Annotated in this window: 14 protein-coding genes, 1 pseudogene and 1 CRISPR repeat array; of the genes and pseudogenes, 3 read left to right on the top strand and 12 right to left on the bottom strand. The window is 39.2% G+C overall.

Annotated features, from left to right (window positions below):
* Positions 1 to 282 precede the first annotated feature (282 nt).
* The 11 genes and pseudogenes from V6668_RS30580 to V6668_RS30530 form a co-directional block, all read right to left on the bottom strand.
* A complete protein-coding gene (locus tag V6668_RS30580; RefSeq protein ID WP_165789982.1) occupies positions 283 to 1,794 on the bottom strand; it encodes a fibronectin type III domain-containing protein in 1,512 nt (503 codons plus the stop codon).
* Positions 1,795 to 2,034: 240 nt separating this feature from the next.
* Positions 2,035 to 2,493, bottom strand: a pseudogene (locus V6668_RS30575) (IS3 family transposase); the annotation flags it as partial.
* Positions 2,494 to 3,307: 814 nt separating this feature from the next.
* A CRISPR array of direct repeats spans positions 3,308 to 3,814; the repeat unit is 33 nt; unit sequence ATTTCAATCCACGCACTCCATACGGAGTGCGAC.
* Positions 3,815 to 4,165: 351 nt separating this feature from the next.
* Complete coding sequence (locus V6668_RS30570) at positions 4,166 to 4,987, bottom strand: nuclease-related domain-containing protein (RefSeq protein WP_100528641.1); 822 nt, start codon at positions 4,985 to 4,987, stop codon at positions 4,166 to 4,168.
* Positions 4,988 to 5,330: 343 nt separating this feature from the next.
* Positions 5,331 to 6,320, bottom strand: a complete 990-nt coding sequence (locus V6668_RS30565) for a hypothetical protein (RefSeq protein WP_338709140.1) — start codon at positions 6,318 to 6,320, stop codon at positions 5,331 to 5,333.
* Between the two features lie 131 nt (positions 6,321 to 6,451).
* A complete protein-coding gene (locus V6668_RS30560; RefSeq protein WP_338709139.1) occupies positions 6,452 to 7,108 on the bottom strand; it encodes a hypothetical protein in 657 nt (218 codons plus the stop codon).
* 39 nt (positions 7,109 to 7,147) lie between these two features.
* A complete protein-coding gene (locus tag V6668_RS30555) occupies positions 7,148 to 7,879 on the bottom strand; it encodes a DNA polymerase beta superfamily protein (RefSeq protein ID WP_338709138.1) in 732 nt (243 codons plus the stop codon).
* A 521-nt stretch (positions 7,880 to 8,400) separates the two neighbouring features.
* Entirely contained in the window at positions 8,401 to 8,697 is a 297-nt protein-coding gene (locus V6668_RS30550; RefSeq protein ID WP_091036840.1) for a hypothetical protein, read from the bottom strand.
* Positions 8,698 to 9,308: 611 nt separating this feature from the next.
* Complete coding sequence (locus V6668_RS30545; protein WP_338709137.1) at positions 9,309 to 9,470, bottom strand: aspartyl-phosphate phosphatase Spo0E family protein; 162 nt, start codon at positions 9,468 to 9,470, stop codon at positions 9,309 to 9,311.
* A gap of 1,370 nt (positions 9,471 to 10,840) precedes the next feature.
* Entirely contained in the window at positions 10,841 to 12,052 is a 1,212-nt protein-coding gene (locus V6668_RS30540) for an S-layer homology domain-containing protein (protein ID WP_338709136.1), read from the bottom strand.
* Between the two features lie 283 nt (positions 12,053 to 12,335).
* Entirely contained in the window at positions 12,336 to 12,641 is a 306-nt protein-coding gene (locus tag V6668_RS30535) for a hypothetical protein (protein ID WP_338709135.1), read from the bottom strand.
* A gap of 172 nt (positions 12,642 to 12,813) precedes the next feature.
* Positions 12,814 to 13,545, bottom strand: a complete 732-nt coding sequence (locus V6668_RS30530) for an AAA family ATPase (RefSeq protein WP_422395305.1) — start codon at positions 13,543 to 13,545, stop codon at positions 12,814 to 12,816.
* 476 nt (positions 13,546 to 14,021) lie between these two features.
* Between V6668_RS30530 and V6668_RS30525 the strand changes: the two genes are divergently transcribed.
* Complete coding sequence (locus V6668_RS30525; protein WP_338709133.1) at positions 14,022 to 15,209, top strand: M28 family metallopeptidase; 1,188 nt, start codon at positions 14,022 to 14,024, stop codon at positions 15,207 to 15,209.
* 190 nt (positions 15,210 to 15,399) lie between these two features.
* On the opposite strand, the gene V6668_RS30520 is transcribed toward V6668_RS30525, so the two are convergent.
* The gene (locus V6668_RS30520) at positions 15,400 to 15,882 is read right to left on the bottom strand and encodes a hypothetical protein (protein WP_100528652.1); all 483 of its coding nucleotides are present in this window, start codon (positions 15,880 to 15,882) and stop codon (positions 15,400 to 15,402) included.
* Positions 15,883 to 16,244: 362 nt separating this feature from the next.
* Here V6668_RS30520 and tnpA point away from each other — a divergent pair, with 362 nt between their 5' ends.
* Positions 16,245 to 16,643, top strand: coding sequence for an IS200/IS605 family transposase (gene tnpA / locus V6668_RS30515; RefSeq protein ID WP_101314323.1), 399 nt, complete (start codon positions 16,245 to 16,247; stop codon positions 16,641 to 16,643).
* A gap of 5 nt (positions 16,644 to 16,648) precedes the next feature.
* A complete protein-coding gene (locus V6668_RS30510) occupies positions 16,649 to 17,728 on the top strand; it encodes an RNA-guided endonuclease InsQ/TnpB family protein (RefSeq protein ID WP_149847045.1) in 1,080 nt (359 codons plus the stop codon).
* The last annotated feature ends 66 nt before the right edge of the window (positions 17,729 to 17,794 follow it).

The raw sequence follows: 17,794 nt of genomic DNA, 5'->3' as shown, positions 1-17,794 counted from the left end.
AGGCTTTTTTTGTCGAATTATAGATATTTTTGTCGATTTATTACCAGTGTACTTTTGTTAAAGTTTATATATGTATAATAAGCAATCTTTTGCGCTACCAAAAACTAGCTTCACTTATCTCGCTGTTACCTATACAAAGAACTATGAATAGAAGACTCACGAAATTTGAATTAGCAGATTAATAAAAAGCACCCTTACGAATAACACTTTATTCGCAAGGGTGCAGGTAAAATAATAGTCTTAATTTATGAAGTAATAAGTTATTTAAGAAGTCTAATAGGGTTAAGGATTCACAACCGTTGTTTTCTTAAGATTTCCGTTTTTATCATATTCATAGTTTACTATCTTCCCTGATTCATACATGATACTTTTTAATTGGCCGGAAGAATTATAAACATAACTAGACTTTTCTTTTTTTACAGGCTTCTTAGTCACAGTTTCACTATTTTTCGAAAATTTCTTCTTGTTACTGTTAGTAGCTTTAACTATAAATTTATATTCTTCATTAGGATTTAACCCTTTAATAATAAAGGTCTCATCGTTAGTCTCAGCTATTTTCAACCCGTTCTGATAAACAATGAATCCACCTAAACCAGTACTAGGTGTTTTAGGTTTATTCCACATAAGTCTTACAGAGGAGCTGGATAAAGCTTTTAAATTCAATCCAGTAGGTGCTTCTATTGATTCCTCTTTCCCTTTAAGTACAGTAACCTCTATAAGTTTCGGTTTTTCCAGAGCTTTAGGAAACCGTTCCAGTAGGTTATTACCCCAAATATAAGCTTGATTTGAGTTACTAACTGCCATGCTAGTACTATTTCCTGCTTCAATATATTTAATATTGGACAGCCCTGAAAGTATTGTGGGCTTTAACTGATCAGTAGTCGTACCATCGCCTAAAGTGCCATACGTATTATCTCCCCAAGATAATACAGTACCACTATCTTCTAAAGCGAGAACGTAAGTATCTCCGAGTGCAAGTTGTGTTATCGAATTTAGACTTTTTACTTTTTGAGGAATGTACTGGTCAATGAGCGTACCATCGCCCAGTTGCCCGAAATCATTCCTTCCCCATGCCCATACATTTTGATCGATATCTATAGCCATAGCGTAGCCCTTACCTGCAAAGACTTTAGTAATTCCTTTCGGGATACTAATTTTACGAGGGATATTACTTGTATAAGGATCTATATCTCTTGAACCCAGTTGATAAGAACTGTTATCATCGCCCCATGCCCACAAAGTTCCATCTTTCCTTACAGCATAAGCAGCATCTGTGTTTACTGCTATGTCAACCACGTCAGCAAGTTTTACAGATGCCAGTTGGCCAAGAGGTTCTATATTACTAAAGGTCCCCCAACTCCAAAGATCTCCATTTTCAGCCAATGCTAAATTCATCTCATATCCTGCTGCTATATCCACTACTTTCTTCAAATTGGATATTATTTGAGTTGGTCTAGAATCGTAACCCCACTCTAAAATTGATCCTTCTGATGTTAACGCTAGACTATGGACTTCTCCTGCAGAAATCGCCATTATATTTGTTGCTAATGGATTATTCTCTACTACTTTATTCATCATTGGAGAGAACTCGCCAAACATGCCACTACCAGCTGACCAAATCGAACCTTCCTCATCTAGCATAAGAAGATGATTGTTCCCTATAGATATTTTCTTTATTATTTGGTCATTTTTAGATTCTGCAGCAAACAGAGAAGTATCCTCAGACAACACGCAACTCAAAAAAACTATCAAAATAACATTGATTTTATTCCAAAAAAGAAATTGTTTACTCAAATTGCATAACCCCATTCTCTAACTTTAGTATTATTTAATCTGCGTATATAATAATTTTCTCTAAGATAACCTCTTTTCACTTGAATTTTTGAAATGCTTATCTATTATCATGTATTTTGGACCTATGTCAAAAAAGTAGACACTATGCTGCGGATTTGTCCGTAAAATTCATCGCAAAGCGAATTGGGAAAGTTACTCTAGCAAACCATGCATTCGCTTGCGATTGTAGTAGAACTCATTTTACTGGTAGATGACGGTATAGGCCTCTTCCGGCGTCTTAAAACGAGGGTTGCAGTAAATGAGTTCCTTCTTTACAATACTGTGCCACGACTCAATACAGGCGTTATCATAACAATTTCCTCGGCGGCTCATACTTGATTCCATTCCGTATGATTTCAGTTGCTCCACGTATTCTTTTGACGTGTATTGAGAACCGTGATCCGAGTGATGGAGTAATTCCGGAGCGGGACGTTTGGCCTTGTAAGCATCCTTCAATGCACCCATCTCCAAACTGGTTTTCATATGATTATACAGACGCCAGCCTACAATTTCACGTGTGCACAAATCCAGAACGCTGGCGAGGCATAGACGACCTCCTCGGCAAGGAATGTAGGTGATGTCGGTAACCCATACCGTATTCGGTTTGGACGTTTTAAATTGCTGATTCAGTGTTTTCGGCGCAAGGGGATGATCGTATTTGGAATCCGTAGTCTAAACACGATATTCGGGCATGACCACAGAACTTAGATTCATTTGACGCATGTATATACTGACGGTAAGTGAAGAGATTCGCAACTCTTTTAAATGGAGCAGATACGTAATATAGGGCTGACGACCGCATCTGATGGTCGTAAAAATGACACCGAATACGCTTCATGACCTCGTCTTTGCGGTTCTGCCGCTTGCTAGTTCGGGCCATTCGCCATTTGTAATATCCGCTCCGTGATACTTGAAAGGTTCTGCACATCTAAAGGAAACTCGGAGCGATGGTCTTCCACAAACTGAAATCTTAGCTCTTTGGTTTGCTAAAGATGTGCACTGCTTTTTTTTACAATCGCCAGTTCTTCTTGTGTATCCGCAAGCGTATGCTCTTTCTCTTGAAACAACCGGTGCATCATCTCTTGGAGCTCTGCTTCCAGTTCCTTCAGTCGATCTACGCTAGCAACCGGCTCATGTTTATGGTTGTCCCTTATAATTGTAAGATTTCAAGGTGACTTTACTATTGACTGCTGAAGCTGTACTAAATGGTAAAAAGTAACGAAAACAACACTACCTATTAATAGTGACTACCTTCCCATTTCTATTCTCCTTGGTTAATTCCCACCGGCTGGGTGAAGGTAACTCTATCCGAAGAGCGACATGATTACTGGGTTCAGCTTCCTAGATCCTCATCAAATCAATCCACAGTCTCAATACAGAGTTAATTCCAAATAATTCCTTAATCCCTCCTGATTTCAATATATGCAAGAGGGGTGCGAAAAACGCCCAAGATAACTTTTCTGAGATTCAAACTAATTCAATCCACGCACTCCATACGGAGTGCGACTCCAATCTCAGCATTACCTTGACGCGCGTATCGTGATTTCAATCCACGCACTCCATACGGAGTGCGACGATCAAGGCCTCACCACTATCCCTCAAATTCAGAAATTTCAATCCACGCACTCCATACGGAGTGCGACGAGAATTTATCGTCAAGGCTCTGGTACAGTCAGAGATTTCAATCCACGCACTCCATACGGAGTGCGACCAACGCACGCCAACCGGTTCTATCTCGCGAACAAATTTCAATCCACGCACTCCATACGGAGTGCGACGGAAGCTCAATCGAAACAGCTCGCGATAATTTCGATTTCAATCCACGCACTCCATACGGAGTGCGACCGCGCCCGTAATAGCGAGATTAAAGCGTCCTTGCTATTTCAATCCACGCACTCCATACGGAGTGCGACTAAAACACTCAAAAGCACAATCCATCTGAAGGGCTATTTCAATCCACGCACTCCATACGGAGTGCGACAGCGAAGATACACGTATCAAGTTATGTTTAAAATACCTTCATACGTAATTCCGATACTTTTTCCACATATTAGCTCCACTATATCCCACAACAACATATAAACTCAATATCCTTGTTACCAAAAGGTCACAAAACTGAAGTGTTCGACAAATTTCGAGGTGCGAATCTCCCGGGGAAATCATGTGAGCTTGGCATTCGCACCTCTACCTGGCCAGTGTCCAAATAGCTAATAACATAGCTTCGCTCGAGCCAAACAATAGAAAGCATACTTCCTCACCGCATAATATTTCATATCTTCGAACCGATCATGTGAATCCTTCGCAACTGGATTCAAGTTGATTCAACTTTACACTACGCATCTTTACGATGTTGGACGAATTCCAAGTGCTTCCTTTTTATGTCCTCTGACACCTCTGTTTGTGGCAGCAGAGATTCATAAACGACTGTCGTACTTTCCTCATTTAAAACATCAGGAAGGATGTGAAATAAACCCTGTAATTGGCTTGTTAGATTCATATGTTTCGTAATAACAATGCCTTTTGATTTTACTTTGATCAAATCGATATTTGAGTCGTTATTAAATACGATAATGGAATGGAACGGTATGCCTTTATAGCGTTCACCCAAAAAAAGCTTAATAGCTCGAATATGCCCCGCATTTTGCATAATTGGATTGTAAAATTCATTTCGATCCTCAATAAACGCCTGATTCCATATGCGTTCATCTTCATTCCCAACAATTACTCCCCGATAGTTCTTGGATTCAATTACATAGATTCCAGTACTATGGATGGCAACCAAGTCCACTTCAGTGTATTGTCCACCGCTCGTTGGTACATAAAGAGATGAAAGACATTTGATATGGGGATGACTTTTTAAGACAGCATCAAGTACAATCGCTTCTCCCTGCTGCCCCTTATCTAAAAGGACTGCTGGCGTATCTACAAATGAGCTACTTTGCTCGCCTTCCCATGCCTCTTTCTTTCCTAAACTCCGGTCTATGCTTCTTTCCTGTTCTTCATGGGTAAGCGAGCGATTCATGGGGGTTCGGCTTGAGAAAATCCCACTAAGTAAGCCTATTAAAGCTACGATTCCAAACAAAATCCCGACAACAAGTCCAAGGTGATCAAAAATCCACGTCACAATGGTTGCAGTTCTTGTTAGTAAATACACCTATCTATCACCCTCATTTAGAAACTTAGTTTGACCTATTCATAGAATGGTTCTCTACATCGAATTAAACTTACTTCCTACATAAGCCGAGTTATAGGGACCACATCTCACATATGAAATTGTTAGCTCTACGATCAGGAAGTATTCACTTCATCGTTTTGTATGTACAAAACACATCACATACACAATAGGGATTGTTATTAGATAAATCGTGAATTCAATCATTCATTATGTTCCTAGGCCCGATTTAAACATGGATTAGTTGTTATAATCAATCATCTCCTTCTTTTCATGCTCTACTCTACTATGCAAATTACTTAACTCTAAAATTGAATTAGAAAATTTAGTTTTTGTTCATTAATATTGGTTTAAGATATTTATCCGATAATTCCGCTAGCATGCCTAACGCATTCTCTTGTGAAATAAATCCTAGTCCTGCAGATGGGAAGGGTATTAAGAAAATGTATAAGACCCTATTATCTAATGAAATTTCTGCCTTAAAGGCTTTTTGTAATTGCCCCTTACTGTTCCTCATATCACAAGAGAATGGGATGGATGAGAATAGATTTTTTCCAAACATTAATTCAAGAGCATCCTTCTTAAAGCCAGCAGCTCCGCCAATTCCAAGGAGAATTTGTGCCCTAGATTTTGTTAGAGCATTTTTGATAATTCTAGCTCTGAGATTCGTATCTTCTTTGAAGTCACTAAAACTCGATGTGGAGTATTTTTGGGGCTTGAATCTACCTTTTGGTTTATTGAACGCTGCTAAATAAGGGTTGCCTTGATTTGGTTTATCTTCAGGAGATAGAGCTACTGCTCCATACTCATTTGGATACCATTTTCTCTCTGTTGATCTGGGAAGCGGTCTCCAGTCAATTAAAGCGGTTTGAATTCCCTCCGTTTTTGGTTTGTAGAGCTTGTCGCCAATGTATTCCTTGATTACACAAAATTCGTCGGTATTCGGAGAACCTTCAAACCAGTTGGATTGGCTGTTTCGTTCATGAGCTAGACAAAGCCTTGCAATAGCTGCATTAAAAACGCCTTTTGTAAAACCCTTAGAGTGTTTTTTTTCATAACCAGTAAACAATCCCTCAAAATCTGGATAATAAAATCCCTCTCGCCAGTTATTTGCTTCAATACAATAATTCCTTACATCCGAAGATTCATCCGTTGTAATCAATCGCGTCCTGGCTTTAACATTTTCTGTTACTGTATAACCACCCGTGCCCTCTTCATTTCCGAAAACTAAAATATCTGCATTAAGAATATCACCACAACCTATGTAGGAAAGTAATATATCGTATTCTGCCTTACTTAACCTCCAGTCCTCCACCCTGATTCCACCCTTTTGAAAGATATAATCTAAACTTGAATCCGATTAACTTGTCTCATCCAGCACGCTAGAACTTCCATTTTTAATTAGTATTCTCTGATATTCTACGTGTCGTTAGATTTCAGGTTTATTTATCTTCTAATTCTTCTTGGCTTATTTTTTAATTTTTCTTGTTCTCTTTTGTCCTGCATTCCATAGAGACGAACAGCTTTTCTGATATGTTTCTCCATTAAATCTAACTGGACATAGATATCCTTTAGTCCTCTCTCTTTAATCATGAAATTCCCTTTATACATGTTCATATCTAGTACATATGATCTTGAATAACTATTTGAATCAATATCTTGATAATCAATTTGAATATCAAATATAGGGAAGTTTTTACGTTCATCCATGATTTCTATAAAACTACCTGCCAAAGCGTTAACGGTTTGACCTGGAGCTAAAAATGCAACGCCTTCATTAAGCATATATGCATTTATTAAATCTTTAGGAACTTCTTCCCCATTTCTTGGTTTCAAATGTATCTTAATATTCTTGGCTGCATTGTCACTCTTATTGGTCAACAAAAATGAAACCAGCTGAAGATCGTTTGAGTGAAAATAACCGATAACATTGGGCGTGTTATTTTCTTGACGAATTCTTTCGTTTTGCTTTAATGATTCAGCACTGTACCGTTGAGAGTTTCTAGCAAACCATACGTTGAGAGCGGTCAATAGGATAGTGAGTGTAATATTAAATACGCCAATGATGTTGATATTCTCTGAAGCCCATTGGTTAAAATTCATTCCTTGGCACTCCTTATTGTTTGTAAATGTAGACTTTCTTCACATTGTTTTAATGTGATTCTTGACAAGAGTTTGTAAGAGAGTCTTCAGATAATAATTCGCTTCCTTATCAAGCGGAACTTCATAATAACTTTGCTCCAATTTCAGAGCTTTTTCTTCGTTTAAACGTGTGATCTTTTTAAACTCATCCAATGAAAGCTCACCATGCTTCAATCCAAGCATATATGCTCTATCCGTTCCTTCATATGTAATCGCACCTTTAAAATCCTTAAACTCAGACTTATGAAAACGGATTAAGAAGAGTAGAAAGTGTAAGGACATCATCGCCTTTTTCGTGTTATATCCATATTGAGCGATCATGCTTTTCTGTGTTTCAGAGTTTGGTTTGGTAAGATCCCTCACCTGTCCTCTATACATGCCAAAACAACTATTGAACAGACTCTTTAAGTTAATTGTTGAAATCCTATCTCTGTAATTAAGAAGTTGCTCGATCTCAGCATATCCAAAGGTATCTACTTCTACGGAATATAGAAGTTCGAGGAAGGTGAGATTTGAATTGGTCAGTAGTTTTTCTAACTTTCTAACATCATGAATTTCGATATCTTCTGTCGTTGAAGTTTGAAAGTTCTTATATAGAGATCCTGTATACAAATCATTGAAGTTCGGTAACACAAAGTATTTGACATCCCTATCTGATGCTTCATCATTTAAGTTGCGGTTAATGCTTCCCGAAACGGTTCTCAATACGGCTTCCCGATGATGTATCTTCACTATTCCTCACCCCTTCCTAAAGAAAGCCTTGTTTGATGTATCTTTCTTTCTCTTCTCGAATGCGATCCACGAATAATACGATACCCAGAATAGTAACGGGAATATAGCAACTGCCATATAGCGTTTATCATAAGGGAGCGTAAAAATAGCAACAATGGAGATCGGTAAAATAATGGTTAGTAGAATTACATATTTGCCCCAATGTGTTTTTAATATATCCACCCGCTCCTTAGTCGATTGAAATCAAATTCATATGTACTTCGTTTTGCCCGCCTTCGCTCAACATTCCTTCGTCCCAATCAAAACGGGTTGTAACGGGCTGTTGCGATACTCCCCAATACCTGTGACTAATCTGCAAGAGAATCCTGATTCAATAGCTTTTAGTGCTGGATATAGATACTTGGAATATCATTGTTTTACTACAGTTCACGTTCACATACTCATTTTCTCCATCGTTCTCAACACCCATCTTAACTCACGTTCATTCAATACGAACTCATCGTACACTCCTTATCACAAGATCACACTTCATCATTAGCGGATAAAGCTGGAATATGTGCTAAAGTTCTTCCATCTGTCAGTTTCTCAATTCTATCTTTATGTACATTACGAAATATATCTGAATGGAGAAAACGCTCCGTTGAGCCAATGACACTTTTGCCATCCAAGTACATTTGGTACTCTATACTTGAATGAAAGTAGATAGATACTTCGCCGTTTTCATCTGCAAGTTTATCAATATCGTATCTAGGGTTTAGCTTTAATCCTTCTTCTCTTTCTTTTTCCAATCTCTTAAAAAGTTCTGTTATAGTTTCCATTCACCCAAACCTCCTATTAAATAGATTCGATTAAATCAACCACACCGAATCCTATCGTATCTCCAACGTATTATAAATCAAGTAAAAGCAATCTCAAATGATTCCTATACCCCCAACGGGTTCTTATATAGTCTACCATTTCTCAACATGCTATGGGTATACATGGGAATCACTTGTTTTTCCTTTCAACGTACATTGTACGTGCATACTCCGTTATATGGCACTTCATCAAAATAGTTATACAAAGAAACACAGAGATCGTTCTATTTAATTGTAAAGGCGTCTTGAAATAGTATGCCTAATTTATGTACTGCAACTTTTTTTGCCTGTCCTGCTGCTTATACGACTACCTTCATTTCATCTTTAAACCTACGTCACTAACCGCCCTCATCAGTCTTATCCATAGGCTATAGACAATTGCCAGGCACTCCACTCTTCGAAGTATCGCTGTCCCCCTTGCTCCCCATTTCGTTAGAGGGACGATAAACCGTACGATTATGTTAATTCATAAATCCCCTCTCGTATTAAGCTCTCCTGTATGTGGTATAATCAAGGGCCGAAGGGGTCCAAATCTTCGCCCTGGCTCGTTTGTTCTCCTAAACAAACGGGCTTTATTTTTTTCGTTGATGTTGTCGATCATATTCATTCAGTATGTTGTCCAACTTCTGCGATTTCTCCACTACCTCCACTGCTGTTAAACCCATCCGCTGCGCTAAATCAATAAGCTCTTGTCGCATCACCTCAATTTGAATACCCAACGCCTCCGTACCCATGTTGAGCTCACCTCCTTTATAAATCCTTTAATTAGAACAGACTTTTTTTACCCTAAACCTCATTCGGCACCGTTTGCCTGTCTAGCCCTAGCGGCGATGAGCGGAATCTTTTAAGGTTGATGAGCAGTTATCTTACTAGCTGACTTGCCTTACCTTATGAAGTTTTCAAAGAAACAAATTATTCGTATACCGTAGCCGTCGCAGATTTAAGATCATATAGGTTCTCGCAGGGCAAGGCTGCCCGAAGGGACGACAAAATTAGGTGGAATGATTTTCTCAACATAATTTTGTCGCCTTGCCCGGAGAGGTTCTATATGATCCCATGCGATTAGATGGCTACGGAATACGAATGATCTCTTTGAAAAACGGAATATGGTAAGGCTGCACACAAGTATGCGAACGTGCATTGTTTTTCTTCTTCGATTATGCAAACAAGGGTTTTGCTTCAAAAGGTCTACTCAGACGGTTTTGGAACGATGAAGGAATGAAGCGAGCGTAATGGAGTCATGGTTCCTTATTTGCTTCGTAGTACATGGTGGGTATTGTGAAGTGAAGTGAAACGGAGCGAAGTCTTGCCCATGATGTATGAGCATTGCCGCAAGTCTTTAGCTTCCTTGCTAGTCGCGTTAAGAATTCCAATGGAACCCGGACGACTTATCTGGGGTCGCTTGGGATTTAGGGACGGTGAACTGCGGGAATCCCCCGGCTATATCTACATCTCTTAGCTTTATGTGTAAATAAGCTTGCCCTGGTATTTTTTTATGAAATTAAATGTACTCTTAAACTACTAATCTGACCTGACCTTGAATCTGAAGAGGGGATATGTATACAGAGCTACAACATCAATATTGGCTATACAATTACTAGAAGGCAGTGTGAAGGAATGATTGCCTCATCACTATAGCCATTTTATCTTTTATGACGTGTCTTCATACGGTAATTATACGGATTAGTAGGAATCGAGAAGTATATAACAAATATGTTTTCGTAAAGGCAATACTTATGTATTTATCTTTCAACTTTATCCAAGCACAAAATTTCCAGTATAAGACGATATTCAATTTAATGTTCAGCGTGTACTCTTTAGAATCAATTCCAATCCATATATGGCTCCTTATCAGCACGAACGAGATCGAGACGTAACGCCACACATTAAATTGTGATGAAACAACAAAAATTTGCCGAACCTACGGAAAAACCAGCTAAATACATTCACTTAATTACTTACGTATACATTTACGTATATATACCTAAATGTATTTAAGAGACCATCTGCAATTTGCAGGTGGCCTTTGTTTGCGATATATAACTAAACCGTAAAAAACACCCATCATACGCTCATTAGGAGCAGTATGTTGGGTGTTTTTTCTTTATTTGATACCTCTGAGACGGAGCGGAATGCTTTCACTGAAGTTCGATCCAGCTGCTGGTGTTTGAAGTCTGATTACAAGATCGGTTAGTTGAATAGTTCCTGTTTTAGGGATAATCACAGCAGTGGTGTCTGTCCGGCTATTGCGATAAACGTCTGCAACTGTATTCAGCACACCTTTTTGGAAAAAGGCATCCCGATCGGGACTATTAAATCCATCGACTTGAAATTGAATTTTTGTGTTAGGGTTATATTTTTTTGTATCTTTGTTAAATACCGGCCCACCTTTGAAATAAAGGACATAACTCTTTTTCTGGTCTTTAACCATCAAATTAGTGATTGAAGGGCGGTTATTATACCACTTAAGCGTATTGATAGGCGCAATCAGTCCAAGGTTCGGGTCGTTAGGATCAGCCAAGTCGATAGCGATAAGAGCGTCCAGCTTAGCTTGGTACAGACCATCTTTCGATGTGATGGTCATAAGCTTTTTGTTCCACATTTCTTCCACCGATTCTTTTCTAGCTTGTCTCAGATCGGATTCCGTGGTTACCCACATTTCCGGCATCACGGTGAAGATATTTGTACCATGCCATGCGATTTCTGCACTACCGACCGCATACCTGTCGACGTCAAGGGAAGCGCCGGTATTCTTGGTAAGAATACGTTCGATTACAACGATTGCCTGCGCACGCGTGGTCAGTCCGTTCGGAGCGATCTGCCCTATACCTACCCCTTTAATGAGACCGGCTTTCGTAGCGAGATACATCCATTTGTCATCTTCCTTTGTTGTTTCCCCGATCGCACGAGCTGCAACACGGGCCATCTCTTCGCGTGTCATCACTTTCGCCCAAGCCGCTTCGTTATCGTTAAAATCGTCAGTTGCGAAAAGACCTGCTTTGCTTGCGGTATCAACGTATTCCGTGTACCATTTACCGCTGGATGGGGTGGTTTCAAGCTCCATGGCCGAGACGACCATCTTCATGAATTCAGCGCGCGTGACGCTGGCGTCTGGTTTAAAGGTACCATTCGTATATCCATCGACATAACCTTTGGAAACGCCATTAGTAATAGCACCGGCGCCCCAGTGGGTCGATTGAACGTCGGAAAATGGAGTTTTAGCGGCTTGCGCGTTAGGTATTGTGATACTCATCGTACCTAACATAAGCGCTGCTGTCAGTGTGATTCCTGCGATTTTGATAAACTGTTTTTTCATGAACTCTCTCCTTTTGATTCGGCGCTCTTGATTTAGGAGAAAACTCCTCAATATTCATTATCGTCACCATAGGCTTAGCGATTAAATACCTGCAAAAACCAAGTTGGATTTTATGTATCTAAAACTTCGATTGAACGATTCCTAAAGGTACACAAAAAAAAGATTTTGAGCATTTCCGCAACGATCCCTATTGTCAGTCCGCTAGTTGAAAACAGTAGTTGATCTCGGTGTTGCCTTCTTAAGTTTTATTAAGTTAACGTTTCGATAAATAGGAATTAAGCATTCATACAGTTAGTCCAAGTTTACTAATGAGTAAATCACCTTCTTCTATTTTCAATGAGTTCTTTTCTTGTTTAAACGCCCAACCAATTTCATTCGCGTGCCTTATTAAAAGTTCGCAATTCCTAGGTCTGTGTGGGTTAAAGTGCCAACTACCTTCCCATGTAAATAACACTTCAAAATATGAGGTTTTAGATGAATAAACCTTAAAATTAACAAACGTATTACTAGGAATCTCATTAATGACACAGTGAAACTGATAACCATTTACCATTATCTTTTTAGCTCTCTTGCGGAATGTCTTTCCCATACAAATGACCCTCCTGAAACACAATAGTCTTTCAAGCATGACGAGTCATACCTTAGTTCGAAATATACCACATAACTAGAACTATACTGCCTGTTGCTTAATCTTCACAATAGATCTTTTCCTTTAAAACGACCTCTCTTAGGCTGTAGGTTTCCATGGTATAGCAGTGGATTTAATCTTGACCTTCTTCAAACAATTCTCTGAGCATCCTATCCTTGTTATTCACAAACTCTTTCATCATCATAAAATGGTCGGTTTCTTCCAATACTTGAACCTCGATACCATCTGGCTTTAGATTGTAAATAATCGAATCTGGGTATGCCATAAGGATTGGGGAATGGGTCGCAATAATAAATTGAGAGTTTTGCAAAACAAGTTCATGGATTCGTGTCAGCATCGCCATTTGGCGAAGGGGAGACAGTGCAGCCTCAGGCTCATCCAGTATATATAATCCATTCTCCCCGAATCGATGAATGAACGTGGAAAAGAACGACTCTCCGTGCGATTGCTCATGCAAGGACTTGCCACCGTACGAATCTTTAATAGGGCGACCGAATGAAGGCTGGCTGTCCAATTCATCGATCGTCGTGGCTAAATTATAATAACTTTCTGCCCGGAAGAAGAAGCCATCCCTCGGGCGTCGCGGACCTTTGATCAATTGTATATATTCATATAAGCTCGAGTGGGTAGCCTGGGTTGAGAAGGAAAAGTTGATGGTCCCACCCTCCGGGTTAAATCCCCATGCAACAGCGATGGACTCCATCAGTGTTGATTTGCCCATCCCATTTTCACCTACGATATAGGTTACCTTGGGGTGAAAATCAAGAGTATTTAGACTTCGAATGACTGCCAAATTAAAGGGGTAACGATTATAAGTGGGGACTTCGTGCCTTTTGAGCTGAATTTGTCGTAAATAGGCATGCTGTACATTCAATATAGTTCACTCCCTTAATCGTTATCCTCACCTTTGTTGGCCGACGCTGACTCATGTCGCACCTTTCGTTTACTCCATCAATCAAATCATACCACATACCGAAACTACTCTGCCCGTTAGCTTAACAAGTATCGCCTATCTAATATAGTTCTCCACCGTCCTCCCCATTTCTTAGTTATTCAGTGATTCTTAAGAACTATGATATGTGATACAATATTCCTAATCCTACCAGTGTTAGATGGATATCTTTAATGAAAAGATGAATTACATTTTCTAAATTGTGAGGTGAATTATCAGAGTAACAAGCTAGGTACTAAACATTGCTAGTACATAGAGTATGTTTTTGGGAGGCCGCTCTCAAAAATTAACGGTAATTAAGTATGAATAGAACGTACGGTGTAAGGCTTTTGTAGAACTTGAAGAACGAATTGATTTGAGGAGGAAATATGAAAAATATTTTAAAGGTTCAGGGTATTCTATTGGCTATTCTGCTGGTTATTGCGGTTCCTGGAAATGCATTGGCTTCAGGCTCTTCTTCCATCGCAACAAATGCACAAACATATCTGGAGTATATGGGTGAACACCTTAAAGATAGTTCAGCCTCTCCTACAGATAATTCCATGGGAAATGGTAAAGTTCATGGACAGACAAAACGATGGATTAGGAGCACGCTAAGAGAAATTGGCGTAGACTCTCGATATATTAATGAGCAAAATTTCAACACACAAAAAGACACTACTGGCGTAATTTCTGCGCCGTGGGGACATCATGTATTTTTTAAAGGCTCGAATATTGAAGTTACACTGAAAGGGAAAGATCCTAGCAAACAAATCATTGTTAGTGCCCATTATGACGGATCAGGCTATTCGAATAACGCTTCGGGGGTAGCATTAATGCTCGCTCAAATCAAGGAGCTAGTAGACAAGAAATCTCCTCACGCAGTTAAATTGCCGTATACCGTAAAATTTGTTTTTTTTGATATTGAACAATTTAATAAGGGATCAGAGTACTATGCAAAGAAAATGACTGCAGCAGATAAGAAGAATACTCTTTTCATACTCAGTATCGACAATATCGCACGTGGTGATTACCCCAATGTTTATGGAGGCATAACCGATCCAAATAATAACTCTGTTGTACATACGGAAGCATATAAATTAGCGGTTTCCAAAGCTTTAGAATTAGGAATTAATGTATTTGATACAGAGGCGCTAGATGGATATTACAACACACATGGCAAAGGTCCCGAAATTAGCGAAAATACGATATATACCAACCCATGGACAAGCTCAAACCCTTCTCCGGGCGTAAAGTATTCTGTACTTTCTCCTTCATATCCAATAAGCAGAAGTCATATGCTCTTTGTAGAAGCAGGGATACCTTATGCAAGTTTCCAAGCCTCGAACTGGTTTGCAAAAAGCATGGATGGTACTATATATGAAGCTGAAAATGATGGATTAATATCTCAGGTTAGGCGAGATTTCTACATTTCAGGAGGGAAAGAGCACGATACGATGAAAATTCTAGAAGCTTATTTTCCAGGACGTTCATTGGCACATTACAATGTGTACGGCCCATTGTTGAACAAAATGCTGATGGAGCCAGACATCAAAATACTCCAACCAAGTCAATAAAAGTACTCTACATCAAAAACAGTTACAGGGAGCTATGATTCCGAATTATTCGGAGCTTAGTTCGCCCGTAACTGTTTTTGTTTGATTTTCTCGACTCTGAGGTGTAATTTTAGCCGCCAAAAATTGAACGTTTAGTCACGATATCTACTTTTAAACCTGTATGTAGCCATGCTGTCTTGTCATAAGGCTACTAGAGAAAACTCATAGTCTCATTTCTTATAAGAAACTGAAACCATTCTTCTTTTTCAACATACGGAACTATTAACTCATAGTTCTTGCCGAAAACAAAACTCAAAAGAAACGTATCTAAACTTTCGAATTCTTGGAATCTCCCCTCATCTTTTATTAGAATCAACGAACCAGAAAACTTGTCTATAAAAAGCGGTTTATACACTACTTGTCCTATCTCAAGCCACCTATTTATAAACTCAGGGAATTCGCTTACCCTATATTGATTATCAGGTAATTCTTCATAGGTCCAAAAATCAATCGCCCCACAGCGTGCACCATTTGTTTTTTCTAGAAATGAAATGTACTGAGTGAGGTGAACAGAATTAAACTCAAACTCAATACCAGAGATCCCCTCATTTAACTCACCAACTATTATCCCATTTGGATCTTCTTTCAAGCTTATCTTTAACCTGCAAATTATATCTTTGAGATTCTTATTCATCTTTGGCTGCACTCCATATGTATATCTCAGTAATAGCGTTGAATTTTCTTAATTATATCACGATGGCTTTGATTCATCGTATCATTAGCATTTGTAAATTGGGATAGAACAGGCTTAGCCGATACACTAATCATAATAACCACAAAATTACTATTATGACTCCTTTAGAATACATCTTCACAAGTGTTCACTTCGTATACTTACAGAAACCCCGAACGAGAAAGCCCAATTCTTTAGATGTGGGATAAAAGTGAGGTCGGATACGGAGTATCACTATTGTGATGCTTCAAGTATCCGAAATGTCTGCGTTCTTAATTTTTTAGCTCGTTTCAATTCATCTATTAAACTGATACAATATAGATATGAATGAATATAGAAGAACAAACACAACCGTAACTTTGTTGAACTATCATTTTGTGTTCTGCCCACGATACAGAAGAAAGATATTTCTCAAATTAGAGGTAGAACAGCGCTTCAAGGAACTGGTGCATGAGGTATGTGCAGAGCTTAATATTGTGATTGTTGCCATGGAGTGCGACAAAGACCATACACATATGTTTCTCAATGCACTTCCAACATTAAGCCCTGCTGATATCATGGCCAAAATAAAAGGAGTCACATCAAAAAAACTACGAGAAGAGTTTCCACACCTTCTGCATTTGCCCAGTTTGTGGACACGTTCCTATTTTGTTTCTACCGCTGGAAATGTATCAAGTGAGACCATCAAGCGTTATGTTGAACAACAAAAGACAAGGGGGTGAAGTAACTGTCTCAGACCCTAACGGTTAAGGTAAAGCTGCTGCCGACTAAAGAGCAGATCCAACTATTGCAACAAAGTAGTCATGAATATATCCGAGTTGTTAATACACTCGTGGCCGAGATGGTAGAAGAAAAGAAAAGGTTGAAGAAGACAACTAAAGACATTCCTGCTAATCTACCAAGTGCAGTAAAAAATCAAGCGATTAAAGATGCGAATAGTGTCTTCTCTACCAAAGTTAAGAAAAGTAAATACGCAATCATACCGATCCTAAAGAAACCGATTTGCGTATGGAATAACCAAAACTATTCTCTGGACTTCACGCACATTTCCATTCCATTCATGGTAGAGGGAAAATCTAAGCGTTTAAAAATTCGTGCATTGTTCATCGACAAAGACCATCGAAACGTTGACCTTTTGAAGCATAAACTTGGTACGCTCCGTGTCACGAAAAGCTCAGGTAAGTGGATAGCCCAAATTGCTGTCACCATGCCAACAACTGAAAAAACGGGGATGCGGATTTTGGGCGTTGATTTAGGGCTGAAAATCCCTGCCGTAGCCATCACAGATCATGATCGCGCTCGCTTCTTTGGGAATGGGCGAGAAAACAAATACAAGAAACGGAAGTTTCGTAGTGTTCGTCAAAAGCTAGGAAAACAAAAGAAAGTGAACGCTATTCGCAAGTTAGATGATAAAGAACAACGATGGATGAAAGACAAAGACCACAAAGTCAGTCGTGAAATCGTTAATTTCGCAGTCGAAAATAAGACTTCTGTCATTCGCTTAGAACAACTAACGAATATTAGGCAGACGACAAGAACAAGTCGTAAAAACGAAAAGAATCTACACCGTTGGTCATTCTACCGTTTGGCACAATTCATTGAATACAAAGCAAATATGGCAGGGATCAAAGTGGAATATGTGAACCCTGCATATTCAAGTCAAACCTGTCCAGCATGTTCAAAAAAGAACAAGGCGCAAGATAGAAGATATAAGTGCCCATGTGGATTCAAGAAACATCGTGATATCGTTGGGGCGATGAATATTCGCTACGCAACTGTGATTGGCGGTAACAGTCAATCAGCCTAAGGTGCTATATGCACTGTCTTAGGAGGGGTAATGGCATACCCTAATCTTAGCATCTGTCCAAAGCAG

The sequence above is a fragment of the Paenibacillus amylolyticus genome (assembly GCF_036894225.1).
Lineage (GTDB): Bacteria > Bacillota > Bacilli > Paenibacillales > Paenibacillaceae > Paenibacillus > Paenibacillus amylolyticus.
Note: the sequence above shows the minus strand (reverse complement) of the source record. Positions and strands in the feature narration are given on the sequence as shown.